Origin of the sequence: Ochrobactrum sp. A-1 (assembly GCF_022488005.1) — a bacterium.
GTDB lineage: Bacteria > Pseudomonadota > Alphaproteobacteria > Rhizobiales > Rhizobiaceae > Brucella.
The window spans coordinates 122,119-134,347 of record NZ_JAKVQC010000004.1 but is presented as its reverse complement, the minus strand read 5'-3'; the positions used below and the strand labels follow the sequence as shown (position 1 = coordinate 134,347).

Genomic DNA, 12,229 nt, shown 5'->3' with positions numbered 1-12,229 from the left:
CCCCTTTCAGGCCGTTGTGGGGAGCGGGTCGGTTCCCTCGCTCAAGATGGCGAGATATCGCCGGTAACTGAACACGCGCCCCCGTTTGCGCCCGGTGATTTCCTCAACGATGCCGAACCGTTCCAGATCGGCGAGTGCCGCATTCACGGTCGGGGCCGAAAGCCCTGTCTGTTGGACGAGCTGGTTGGCCGTCAGGAACGGGTTTTGCTGAAACAGATCATGGATACGCAGCGCGGAGCCTGCCCGGTCGCTCTCTGTCGTGATCCGCTCGCGGTCGTCCTTGAACAGATCGACAATCCGGGTAGCGGCCTCGAACGCCTGATTGGCCGTATCCGCAACGCCGGTGAGGAAGAAATCGAGCCAGGCTTCCCATGCCCCGTGCTCGCGCACCTCCTGAAGCAGGCGGTAATAGTCGGCGCGATGAGTCTTCAGGTACAGGCTCAAATAGAGGAGCGGCTTGCGCAGCACGCCGTTGACGCAGAGATACAACGTCACCAGCAAGCGGCCGATCCTGCCGTTTCCATCCAGGAACGGGTGGATGGTCTCGAATTGGACATGCAACAGCCCAGCTTTGATCAGGGCGGGCAGACGCGAGCCGTCCTCGTGCATGAAGCGCTCAAGCGCATCGAGACAACCATCCATCTCGGTCGGCGGCGGCGGCACGAAAAGCGCGTTGCCTGGACGTGAGCCACCGATCCAGTTCTGAGACCGCCGAAACTCGCCGGGATTTTTCGTCCCGCCGCGTCCGCTTTGCAGCAAGCGTTCGTGCATCTCGCGGATCAGACGCAGTGACAGCGGAAGCTCTTCCAGCCGTTCCAGCCCATACATCATCGCATCGACGTAGTTCGAGACTTCGCGGATGTCGTCGATCGGCTGGCCGGCCTGCGCCTCGGTCTCGAAGCGGAGCAGGTCCGAAAGGGTCGATTGCGTTCCTTCTATCTGGGACGAAAGGACGGCTTCCTTCCGCACGTACATGTAGAGGAACAGTTCTTGGCGCGGCAGCAGCATAGTGATGCCGTCCAGGCGCCCCAAGGCACGTTCCGCCAAACTTAGCCGCTCCAGAAGGGTCAGCACGTCGATCGGCGGTTCCGGCGGCAGTGGGGGCGGTACGAAGGCACGCACGATTTCGCCCGCAACAGGGGTCTCGACAAAGCGGCCTAGCCGGAGGTTGGAAGCTGATTCGGACATGCCCCATTATGCGGGCGCAGTGTTATTTAAGCAATTGGCTCTTGGCTTAAATAGCAGTTGAGCTAAGGTAAGCGCTCTTAAATAACGGGCGGCATCATCATGGGCGGGTACACGCAGCGGGTTCGTGACAGTATTCTACCGCTTTCAGTGGCGGGAACCCTGCCGGCTGCGTTCGACGAGTGGTCCTTCACCGACAACACAGTAGATCACGAGCAACCCATCGAAACCTGTGAACTCTGCGGCCAGCAAGACCTTCGCTACCACTTCGAGATCGCCAATCACTATACCGATGCGACGCTTTGGGTCGGATCTCACTGCATACTTCAATTCGACGTGGCGGTCATGGAGAAAGGTCGGCGCTTGTCGCCAGCCGAGGCAAAGCGTCACCTCACCAAGCTGACCCAGCAGATGCAGTTGGATTCGTGCATCCGCACCCTTGAACAGCTTGCCGCGAAAGAGAAGAACCCGATCCTGTCGGGCGCTCTGGATTACTATCGCAAGAACAAGAAGCTCACCCCCAAATACGCCGCCGTCGTCTTCTGGAAGCTTCAGGCTTTCAACATCGATCATCACCCGTCGTTCTTTCAGATCGAGCTTCGCCGCGCCCAACATATCAACGATCTGAAACAAATGCCGACCGCGCGCGTCCATCGGTTCTGGACCGCGTTGACGACCGGCCAGCGTCGCAAGGCCGTTGAACTGGGTCATACCTCACCACAAGGGTAGCTGCGGCGATCAGCTTGCACGGCCTCCATGTTCTGAGGCTTTGCACATCCTGATCCAGCTTCTTGCCCGGCGTCCGCTGGCGCTCATGCCGGGCCGGTTGCTTGGGGGCGCTGCCCCCTGGCGCGGCGCAAGGGATCGCTAACGCTCGCCCGGGACGGTATCCCCGGCCTTCCTCCACGTCGTTCCTCCGTTCCGTGCAGGCCGGGTGATCCCCCTCCGTCCCGCCCGCCCTTGCTCCTTGCACCCCCCGGTCTCGGCGACGGCCAGGGTTGCAGCGCAGCGCTGCGCTCCAACCCAAGCCAATGAGGATCAAAACATGACCAACACCATCGAAACGACCGCCACGGTTTCCGAAGCCCCTGCCGCCGCAAGCGGCGCAGTGCTGTTCGTGCCGCTGAACAAGTTGAAGAAGTCGCCCCGCAACGCCCGCAAGACCCCGCACAGCGAAGCCCATATTCAAGCGCTGTCGGCCAGCATCGCCGCCAAGGGGATGCTGCAAAATCTGGTGGTGGAGCCGGAGACGAACGCGGAGGGCGAGCCAACCGGCAGCTATTTCGTGACCATCGGTGAAGGCCGCAGGCTGGCGCAGTTGCTGCGCGTGAAGCGCAAGCAGATCAAAAAGTCCGAACCGATCCGTTGCGTTCTGGATACCGAGAACGACGCGGCGGAAATCAGCCTTGACGAGAACGTCACCCGCGAAGCGATGCACCCCGCCGACCAGTTCGAGCGGTTCCGGGAGTTGGCGGACAATCGCGGATGGGGCGCGGAAGAGATTGCCGCCCGGTTCGGGGTGTCGGCCCATGTAGTGAAGCAGCGGCTTCGCCTTGGTGCGGTCAGTCCTAAGCTGATGCAGGTCTACCGGAATGGCGACTTGTCGCTGGACCAGTTGATGGCCTTCGCCATCACCGAGGATCACGACCGGCAGGAGCAGGTGTTCGACAACCTGTCGTGGAACCGCGAACCCGCGACGATCCGGCGTGATCTGACCAAGGCGAATGTGGAGGCGACCGAACGGCGGGCGCGTTTCGTCGGGGCGAACGCCTATACGGAGGCAGGCGGCACGATCATCCGCGACCTCTTCAGCGAGGATCGGGGCGGCTATTTCGAGGATGCCGCGTTGCTCGACCGGCTTGTCATCGGAAAGCTGGAAGATATCGCCGTCGAGGTGCAGGCGGCAGAAGGGTGGAAGTGGACCGCCGCTCACATCGACTATCCCCATGCCCACGGCTTGCGCCGCAGCTATCCGCATCCGGTGGATTTGTCGGAGGAAGATGCCGCCGCCTATGACGCCTCGCAGGAGGAATTGGAGCGCCTGTCGGCAGAGTGGCAGGATGCGGACGTGGACCTGCCCGACGAGGTGGATCAGCGGCTCGCGGAGTTGGAAGCCGAGATCGAGCGGATCGACGCCAAGCGCCACGCCTATGACGCCGATGAGATCGCGCGCGGCGGCGTGTTCGTCATCCTCAACCATGACGGCACGGCCCGGATCGAGCGTGGTTTCATCCGCGCTGAGGAAGAAGCGCCGGAGCCGGAGGAAGCGGAAAGCGCCACCTATGAAGTGGATGGCGTGACAGTCACCAAGGATGGGGAGATCGTCGGGGACGAAGGAAACGAGGACGAGCGGTCAGATTCCGCGCTCGAGACCGAGGAAGAGGACGCCGGGGATGTGGGAAAGCCGCTGTCGGACCTTCTCGTCCGCGATCTGACCGCCCATCGCACCCTTGGCCTGCGCCTCGCCCTTGGCGAGCAGCCGGATACGGCGCTTGTCGCCGTGGTTCACGCGCTGGCGGCGCAGACCTTCTATCGCGGCGGGGAAGCGTCCTGCCTCGAAATCCGGTTGAGCAGCGCCTATCTCGCTTCCCATGCGGACGGCATCGAGGACACGCCCGCCGCGAAGGCGTTGGCGGATCGTCATGCCGAATGGGCATCCGACATGCCCCGCGACGTAGCGGACCTGTGGGCTTTCGTCGCCGGTCTGGACCACGCGAGCCTCATGGCCTTGGTCGCGCATTGCGCATCGCTGACCATCAATGCGGTCAGGGTTCAGTGGGAGCACAAGCCGAACGCGCGCGCGACGGCGGAAAAGCTGGCGACGGCGACGATGCTGGACATGACGGCGCATTGGACCCCGACCGGCCGGACCTATCTTGGTCGCGTCACCAAGGCGCATATCCTCGCCGCCGTGCGGGAAGCCGTCAGCGATGAGGCCGCCGAGCGGATCGCGGGATTGAAGAAGCCGGAGATGGTGCAGGCCGCCGAACAGCTTCTGGCCGGAACCGGCTGGCTGCCGACCGTGCTGCGCACCGCGCGGCCTGCCGCCGAGCCGGAAGCCGACGCCTACCTGCAAGCCGCTGAGTGAGGACCGGGCCGGGATCGTGCAAGTGGTCCCGGCCATCCTGTTTTCCACCCTCAGAAAAATCGCGGTCGCGCGGGGATCGACCCCGCGCGACCGATCCGATGACCGTGGCCGTCATCGGTTCAGGAGGACCGTGCGATGATTGTGCTCATGTTGATGACCGTCGCGCTGGTCGCCGGTCTATGCGTCCTGGCCCATACGCTCGCCGTCTATGCGCTGCCCTTCATGCTCGGCGTGGAAGTGGCGCGTTGGGCCTATGCCTCCGGCTCCGGCCTGATCGGCGCGGGACTGGTCGGACTGGTAACAGGCGCTGTCGCCTATGGTCTGCTGATCGTCCTGTTCATGGCGGTGCGCCCGCCGATCCTGCGTCTCGCCGTGGCGCTTGTTTTCGCCGCGCCCGCCGTCGTCGCGGGCTATGCGCTGGTCCACGGCATCACCGCGGAAGCCGTGCCGTCCGAGGTCTGGCGAATTATCTTCAGCCTGGTCGGCGGAGCGTCCGCGGGGCTATCGGCGCTGATGCGCCTTGTCGCCGCCGCCAGCCTTGAGCACGATAGGCGACCAAGATGAGCGCATAATTTGTCGTCAAATCTCAAGCGCACCTTGTGGTTTTGCGTTGATTGCATCACCCTTCCCGAAACAACCTTGGGAGGGGACCATGCAGCCGTCAGAATTCATTGAAAAATACATGACTGGAAAGTGCTTCTATCATTTTACGGATACTCGTAACGTGCCTTCCATCAAATCTCACGGACTGATGTCGCTTCATTTGTTGCGGAAGAACGGAATCGTTCCTCCGGCAGCAGGAGGCAATGACTGGAGCCACGAGGCTGATGAACGCTTGGGGCTGCATAGCTACGTCCACCTTTGCTTCCTCGACCAACACCCGATGGAATGGACGATAAGGCAGGATGGCAGAATAAAAGATACCGTATTCATCAAAGTCGACAAATCTGTTCTGAGTAGGCAAGGAATATTATTGTCGGCTGATGTTTCCAACAAAGCTGGCGTTGAGACCTTCGATTTCACACGCGCTTTGGACTTGATGGATTTTCCGGTAATCTATGAGCGAACCGATTGGAAGGACGCGGCCGTTCAGGAACGGCGGAAGGTCGCCAAGAAATATGAACTCCTCGTACCCGATCACATATCGGCCGATCTGCTGTCAGGATACTGAAAATGGCCGAACGCCCTGTCTTCATTCCACTTCCCGACGGGGACCGGCTTGTTCAGGAGTGCCCTGTCGAGTTTCACTGGCACGCTGGCATGGCCGATTCCCAAAAGAGAAAGAACGTCATTTCGCTGCACGAAAGTGCGGCCAGACGGGGCTTGTCTCCGCTGCTGGAAATATCCAGCAAGTCGGAAGATCGCGTTGGCCAACGCATGAGCGCCTTTAGCCTGAAAGTGAAGCTCTCCGGGCGCGAAATCGCTCTCGAAAACGCCTTTCAAGGCAGCAAGGTGTTCAGGGATGGCGGACCGTACAGCGATCTCTATGAAATGGAACCGCGCGCAGCAAAGTCTGATACACGACTACGCGAGTCCGGCCCACTGATAGGGTTTCACTTCGATGAAGGTGACTATCCGATTTACCCCCAAACGGTCTTCTACGACTGGCTTTATATTTCGGCGTTGTATCCACACATGGACTATCTGAGGAACAAAATTTATCACTACAAAGGCTTTACCGATATCGTCTTCAACCCCCTGAAATCAATAAACTGCCAGGCGCGGTCATGCGCGACCTTGGTTGCAATGGATAAGCAAGGTGTTCTCTCGAAGGCGATGTCGTCTTTTTCAGCATTCCTGGAAATTATGATTGCCCGTAGTCCGCTGCCGACAAGCGACGATCGCCATAGACAGCCTTCACTCATGTAGTCTTCTGGCGTTGCCCTTCGGGCCGGGCTTTCGGCTGCGCCGGAACCACGACTTCGCCGCGTTTCCGCCATTCGGCTTCAATCCCATAACGCAAGGTCGGCGGCGGACATTTCGCGGCAAGCCCCATCCGGCTGGAGAGGCAATCTCGCGGAGCTGGTCATATTCGCCACGGCAGACCAACGAGGTTAGCCTTTCCGCCCGCTTCGACGGGCGGGCGGATCAGCGCCGGGAAGCTCGGATCATCAGCTCGGCGAGGTAGTGGATGCCGCCCCGCAAGCGGTCTTTGGGCCACACCGGGCAGGCCAGCACCGGCGAAGGTCAGACGAAACCTCGCCCGCCAACGCCCCGCTGGCATCATACGAACTGGCCTTGACGGTCAGGGTGGCAAAGACCGCACCGAAGGCAACCGGCGCAGCGTCCCCGATCCCGGCGAGGCGCAGGACGGCCGCCATTGCCGTATTTCCAAGATTTCCTGAAACGGGCGCTCCATCCGCGTCCTCGATTGGCACGGTATGACCGAAGACCGGCTTCGCCTCGTTCGTCTTCCCGCAACGTCCGTCGCCAGCTTTTTTCCGCCGCCTTCGGCTTTGCACCGCGAAGCAAAAAAGCCGTCGCCGGCCGCCTTCCACGATGTTCCAGCCCCGAGGGGTGCGGGGCCGATCGTCCCCGGTCTCACGACCACCCATCGAGGTCGCAATGGCGCGGCCCGACAGGAAAAGTAGAGTAGGAGCACAGCGCCTGCCTGCCTCGCGGCAGGTGGTTTCTGCGCCCCTCTCGCCGAACCGGACGTGCAAGTTTCCAAGCCACCGGCTCTCCATGCGTGGCTATCGCCACGGGTGGCCCTCACACGGACATGAGGGTGTCGAACGATGCCCAGAAGCGATCAGCTCCTTTTCGGAATTTCTCGTCAGGGTCGTTCCATCCGTTTGGTATTCGTATGCCCCGGAACGGGAAGCGGATCGATCCTCCTTCCCGGAAGAACCGCAGCGATTTCGGTCCGTCGACCCATCGCCAGCGGCTTTCGGTCGCTGTCGCGCGGAAGCGGCGACACAGTTCACGCCATGTCGCCTTTCGATGCTTCTTGCGCAGCCATCGCCCGATGCGCTCCCATAGCCACCAATCCAGACCGGAGAAGTCCCGCGTGGCCCATGTGGCGTAGCGGTAATAGTTTCGCCAGCCGGTGATGACCGGGTTGAGGCTCTCGATGAGATTGGCGAGGGACTGACCTGTCGGTGTCTCCTTCACCCTGACCTTGATCTTGTGGCGCAAATCCTTCAGCTTGCTCTTCGGTATGAAGAGATTGCCGACCATACGTCCGGTGCGGCGAGCCTTGGTCTGCACCACCCGATAGCCGAGGAAGTCGAAGCCTTCCCCAACCTGGGTGATCCTGGTCTTTTCCATCGACAGTTCCATGCGCAATTCCTGACGTAGGAACTGCGCCAGCGCCAGCTTTTCCGTCTCCGCATCCTCGCGTGTTCCGTCCGTCAGCACGACGAAGTCGTCGGCATATCGAACGGCGAAGAATGTCGGCCTGTTTCTCCGGCGGTCGTAAAGCCGCCGATCGGCTGCATTCTGCGGTCGCTCGCGAGGACGCATCGACCACCGTCCATACCTCTCGTCAATGGCAGCCAGATAGATGTTGGCCAGCAACGGCGAGATGATGCCACCTTGCGGGGTACCCGTGACAGGGTGGCGGACGGAGCCCTCGACCATGACACCGGCTTTCAAGAAGGCGAGCACCAGCCCGAGGACCTTGCGATCCGCGATACGGCAGCGTACTCGTTCCATCAGCACATGATGATCGACGGCGTCGAAGCAGCCCTTGATGTCCCCTTCTATCACCCAGCGATACTCGGAGGTGCCGCTCGGTGTGGGGTGCAAATGGCGCTGGATGTTCGCCAGCGCATCATGGGTGCTCCTGCCGGGCCGGAAACCGTAGGAGGTCGGATAGAAGTCCGCCTCGAAGATCGGTTCCAGCGCGAGCTTCAAAGCCATTTGTACCAGTCGGTCTTTGAGCGTCGGAATGCCGAGTGGACGTACCTTTCCGGGTTTCCCCGGTTTAGGGATCAGCCTTTGCCTGACAGGCTCTGGCCGATATGTGCCGCCGCGCAGCTCGTTTCGAATATCCTCGATGAACTGCGTAGCGCCGCCCGGCCGCTCTTCGACCGTTTTCCGCGTGACGCCATCGGTTCCCGGTGTTCGACTGCCCTTGTTACGGGACAATCGTCGCCAGCTTTCCGAGAGCGTCCTGCGGTCACATACGATGTTGAACAGGTCCGCGAACACCTTGTCGGCGTCCGCGACACTCCACCTGTGAAGTTTGCGCTGCATGTCGAGGACGAATACGGTATTCACCGCATCGGGCTTCATCGGCCCACCTCCTGCCGGCTTGCTTCACTCACTGTCTCCCTTCGCCATGTGGACGGCTTTCCCGCCCTCAGACTACTACGAAGACTCCGCCCCTTGCCGCGCCGATCATCGGCCGCCTCGATCATCTCGCACAATCCTGCGTGAGAGAACACGGCAAGGTTCCCAAGTTCACCTGATGTCCCTTCGCCTGCCGTAGGGACCGACTCTACCCCGTGAGAATTCCGACCATCGGCCACCGCAAGCTGGGCCGCTGGCTGACGTGCGCGACTGCGCACGCCCCTGAACCCCGGTAATCCAGCGGGGATCGGCGCTTCTCCGGTCTTTCGACCGACCTGCCCACTTCCGGTTTGGCAGGTTCCATGTTGCAACGAGGCTTCAAACATCGGTTCGATTATTCTTCCCATAGCAGGCATGCTTGCCGGACGGGCCACGGGCGGAAGTCCCTGTCCCTCCGACTTTGACGGGTTCTGCTTATTTATGGCTTGCCGAAGGCACTCGGCTTACCTCACCCGTCTGCTTCAACCCCCATGCTTGCGGCATGTTGGCGGCAGGGTCTCCCACCCTGCAGGGGCAAAAAGCGCGCGTGACGGTTTCCAGCCATCACTCTTGGCGCACGGAGTACGACAATGGCGACCATCGGCACCTTCATCCAGAACGAGAACGGCGCGGGCTTCACCGGCGCGGTCAAGACCCTGACCCTCAACGTCAAGGCCAAGTTCGTCCCCAGCGAGGGCGATAGCGAGCGCGGCCCCGACTTCCGCATCTTCGCCGGCGCCACTGAGTTCGGCGCGGCCTGGAAGAAGACCGCCCGCGAGACGCAGCGCGAATACCTTTCCGTCAAGCTGGACGATCCGAGCTTTCCCGCACCGATCTACGCCAGCCTGGTCGAAGCCGAGGACGGCAGCGGTCACAACCTCATCTGGTCCCGCCGCAACGGCGACTAAGACCGGCTCCCGAAACTGCCCCGCTCAACCGAGCGGGGCTTCTTCTAGCTCATGTCCGCCGCCTTTCAGGAAACAAGGGGATCAGGATACACGGCTTTCCGGTTTTCAGGTTTTGCGTATCCCGATCAGATCTTCTCCCCGGCCTCCGCTTCGCTCTGGCCGGGCGGGTTGCTTGGGGGCGCTGCCCCCTGGCGCGGCACAAGGGCGGCCGGGCGGTATCCCCAGCCTTCCGCACGGATATGTGCTCCGCACCTTCGTCATGACTTCGATCCGCTTGTGCAGGCCGGGTGATCCCCCTCCGCCCGGCCGCCCTTGCGCCTTGCACCCCCCGGTCTCGGCGACGGCCAGGGTTGCAGCGCAGCGCTGCGCTCCAACCCAGACCCATAAGGATCAAGATCATGACCTATCATCACCTTGCCACCCGGTTCGGCCGCAACAGCCATCAGATCAGCGGGCGCGAAGCGCTCGACAACGAAGCGCTCTATCGGCACGTTCCTTCCATCTTCGCCGGAGAGGCCCATGACAGCCGGTCGGAGCGTTACGTCTATGTCCCCACCATCGACATCGTGGAGGGGTTGCGCCGGGAAGGATGGTTCCCGTTCTTCGCCGTGCAGTCGGTCCCGCGCGACGGCAGCCGCCACGGCCACGCCAAGCATATGCTGCGCCTGCGCCGGGATGACGGCATCGGCAAGCCGGAGGCGGCGGAAGTCATCATCGTCAATTCCCATGACGGAACCAGCAGCTACCAGATGTTCGCCGGAATGCTGCGTTTCGTCTGCACCAACAGCCTTGTGGCGGGCGAGCGGTTCGAGGACGTGCGCGTGCCGCACAAGGGCAATATCCAGCATGACATTATCGAAGGCGTCTATACCGTCGCGGAGGACTTTCCCCGGCTGATCGACGCCAGCGAAACCATGAAGGAAATCCAGCTTGGCGAAGATGAGCGCCGCGTTCTGGCCGAGGCCAGCCTTGTCGCCCGCTATGGCGAAGAGGAAAGCCCGATCCGCCCGGAACAGATCATCGAACCGCGCCGCCGCGAGGATGCCGGGCAAAACCTCTGGATGACCTACAACACCATTCAGGAAAATATCATCCGGGGCGGACTCCATGGCCGCAAGCGTAACGCCGAAGGCCGCATCCGCCGCAGCCAGACCCGCGCCATTAACGGCATCGACCAGAACGTGACCCTAAATCGCGCGCTCTGGACGCTGGCCGAAGGAATGCAGCGCCTCAAGACCCGATGACCGCCGAACCGTAGAGCCGGAAAACCGGCTCTACGGATTTCCGGTTCCTTAATTTTTGCGCCGATCCGGCTCAGCGGATCGGCGGCGCGGCCATGCCAAGACACGGCCGCCGCTCGCCGGGCTAGGCCCGGCTCGCGCATCCAGATAAGCACTTTTAAGACAAAAATAACCAAATAATTGATCGACTTAGCGGCACCACTTATATCCTTGGTGTAGCTACAGCCGCTCCCTGAAATCTCGCAGGCTTTCGAACCGGGCCTGTCCTCTGCAGCCCGGTATTCGGAGGTAACGCCATGCTTAGCATCGACTGGCGTGCTCCGGCGGATTACGGGTACGCCAAGCGTTTGCCTGCCGCCGGCTTCGCCTGGGAATATCTTCGTCGCAATGACGAATATCGCCATGACTTCAACGCCATTGCCCTCACCGGCGAACCCGGCGCGAGGCAATTGGAGCGGTTCGCGCTGCGATGGGGGTTGCGATTTCCCAAGCGACCCCGACGCATCGCCTGATCGCCAGCCACCGTTCTGGTCTCCGCGCCTTCAGCCGCAGGCGGTCATGCTGTCGCCTGTCGAACAGGAGGCCGCAGAAACCGAGCCTCTGGTCACTCTCGCCCATCTCGATGGTCTCGATCTGCGCCACGCGGCCGATGGCTGGCATGGCGTTTGGCAGGTCGGCGACATTGCGCACCAGTTCTGGTTGCCGGACGCGGTGCCTGACGCCGCAGCCTTCTATGCCGTGACCTTGCCGATGGATTCTTTTCTGGAGCTTCGCGTTCATGCGGCGCGTCGCCTCTGGCGATCCCTCACACAGCGTCGGCCTGGCCCGCCCATCGGCGTTCTGCCAGACCAGCTCCGGGAATGGCATATCCTGTCACTGCGCGCGCTCGACGCCCGCCTACGCGGCGAGAGCTATCGCGCCATCGCCGAAGTCCTGTTCGGCTTCCACGGCACGAAGGAGGATTTCGAGGGCGACCCGAGCAAGAACAAGGCTCGCAGGCTCGTGGCGCATAGCATCAAGATGATGCGTGGCGGCTATCGCCTGCTGCTGCACTATCCGGTTAAACCCGGCAAACCCTGAGTCCGGTTGAGGTCATCGGTTGTTGCCAATGTTCCGGCATCACGCCTTGTTGGCCGCAGCCTGCTCCAGAAGCCGCTTGTAGCCTTCGCGCGAAAGCCATTGCGCCCGTTCGAGATGGCTTTGCCAGCACCGATAGGTCAGAAGCTCATCGGCGACCGGATCGCGGTGCAGCACGATCTGCGCCACTTCCTTCCAGTCCGCATCCTCGGCCTTGGCGTCGAGAAGCCGCAGATAGGTCACAAAATGCCGTTCGTCATACGTAGTGATTTCATCGCCAACTGGCGCGATGTCATCCACATCAGGATCTAGTTCGACCGGAACCCGCATCGTCATTCCCCTTCATCCTGGGAGAGCGATGGCTTGCGGTGCGCCCCCGCAAACAAAACTCTCTGACTCCTGGTGATCGGGGAGTTAGTAACCGTGTTGAACGGCCCCATGGCCTTTAGCTGGAA

At 61.6% G+C, this 12,229-nt stretch carries 13 protein-coding genes; 9 read left to right on the top strand and 4 right to left on the bottom strand.

Annotated elements, in window-relative coordinates; all coding sequences use genetic code 11:
* Positions 1-6: 6 nt before the first annotated feature.
* Positions 7-1,188: a Fic family protein gene (locus tag MKS82_RS10105; protein ID WP_240578713.1), complete on the bottom strand. Its 1,182-nt coding sequence runs from the start codon at positions 1,186-1,188 to the stop codon at positions 7-9.
* Positions 1,189-1,287: 99 nt separating this feature from the next.
* Between MKS82_RS10105 and MKS82_RS10100 the strand changes: the two genes are divergently transcribed.
* The 5 genes from MKS82_RS10100 to MKS82_RS10080 all read left to right on the top strand — a co-directional run bounded on the left by MKS82_RS10100 (position 1,288) and on the right by MKS82_RS10080 (position 6,142).
* Positions 1,288-1,914 (top strand): hypothetical protein, encoded by a 627-nt coding sequence (locus MKS82_RS10100; protein WP_240578712.1) that lies wholly within the window; start codon positions 1,288-1,290, stop codon positions 1,912-1,914.
* A gap of 316 nt (positions 1,915-2,230) precedes the next feature.
* Positions 2,231-4,273: a ParB N-terminal domain-containing protein gene (locus MKS82_RS10095; protein ID WP_240578711.1), complete on the top strand. Its 2,043-nt coding sequence runs from the start codon at positions 2,231-2,233 to the stop codon at positions 4,271-4,273.
* Positions 4,274-4,408: 135 nt separating this feature from the next.
* Complete coding sequence (locus MKS82_RS10090) at positions 4,409-4,837, top strand: hypothetical protein (protein WP_240578710.1); 429 nt, start codon at positions 4,409-4,411, stop codon at positions 4,835-4,837.
* Between the two features lie 88 nt (positions 4,838-4,925).
* Positions 4,926-5,444 (top strand): DarT ssDNA thymidine ADP-ribosyltransferase family protein, encoded by a 519-nt coding sequence (locus MKS82_RS10085; protein ID WP_240578709.1) that lies wholly within the window; start codon positions 4,926-4,928, stop codon positions 5,442-5,444.
* A 2-nt stretch (positions 5,445-5,446) separates the two neighbouring features.
* Complete coding sequence (locus MKS82_RS10080) at positions 5,447-6,142, top strand: DarT1-associated NADAR antitoxin family protein (protein WP_240578708.1); 696 nt, start codon at positions 5,447-5,449, stop codon at positions 6,140-6,142.
* Between the two features lie 242 nt (positions 6,143-6,384).
* Here MKS82_RS10080 and MKS82_RS10075 read toward each other — a convergent pair whose 3' ends face one another.
* Together MKS82_RS10075 and ltrA are read right to left on the bottom strand one after the other, a co-directional pair.
* Positions 6,385-6,960: a hypothetical protein gene (locus tag MKS82_RS10075; RefSeq protein WP_240578707.1), complete on the bottom strand. Its 576-nt coding sequence runs from the start codon at positions 6,958-6,960 to the stop codon at positions 6,385-6,387.
* A gap of 25 nt (positions 6,961-6,985) precedes the next feature.
* Positions 6,986-8,512 (bottom strand): group II intron reverse transcriptase/maturase, encoded by a 1,527-nt coding sequence (gene ltrA / locus MKS82_RS10070; RefSeq protein ID WP_240578706.1) that lies wholly within the window; start codon positions 8,510-8,512, stop codon positions 6,986-6,988.
* Positions 8,513-9,138: 626 nt separating this feature from the next.
* On the opposite strand from ltrA, the gene MKS82_RS10065 reads away from it, so the two are divergent.
* The 4 genes from MKS82_RS10065 (at position 9,139) to MKS82_RS10050 (ending at position 11,777) form a co-directional block, all read left to right on the top strand.
* Positions 9,139-9,456 carry a DUF736 domain-containing protein gene (locus MKS82_RS10065; protein ID WP_240578705.1) on the top strand — a complete coding sequence of 106 codons (318 nt, stop codon included), beginning with the start codon at positions 9,139-9,141 and terminating at the stop codon, positions 9,454-9,456.
* Positions 9,457-9,854: 398 nt separating this feature from the next.
* On the top strand, positions 9,855-10,700 hold the full coding sequence (locus MKS82_RS10060) for a DUF932 domain-containing protein (RefSeq protein ID WP_240578704.1): 846 nt from the start codon (positions 9,855-9,857) through the stop codon (positions 10,698-10,700).
* Between the two features lie 293 nt (positions 10,701-10,993).
* Entirely contained in the window at positions 10,994-11,209 is a 216-nt protein-coding gene (locus tag MKS82_RS10055; protein ID WP_240578703.1) for a transcriptional regulator domain-containing protein, read from the top strand.
* A gap of 46 nt (positions 11,210-11,255) precedes the next feature.
* Positions 11,256-11,777 carry a DUF2285 domain-containing protein gene (locus MKS82_RS10050; RefSeq protein WP_240578702.1) on the top strand — a complete coding sequence of 174 codons (522 nt, stop codon included), beginning with the start codon at positions 11,256-11,258 and terminating at the stop codon, positions 11,775-11,777.
* A 39-nt stretch (positions 11,778-11,816) separates the two neighbouring features.
* On the opposite strand, the gene MKS82_RS10045 is transcribed toward MKS82_RS10050, so the two are convergent.
* Positions 11,817-12,104, bottom strand: a complete 288-nt coding sequence (locus MKS82_RS10045; RefSeq protein ID WP_240579019.1) for a DNA -binding domain-containing protein — start codon at positions 12,102-12,104, stop codon at positions 11,817-11,819.
* Positions 12,105-12,229 lie beyond the last annotated feature (125 nt).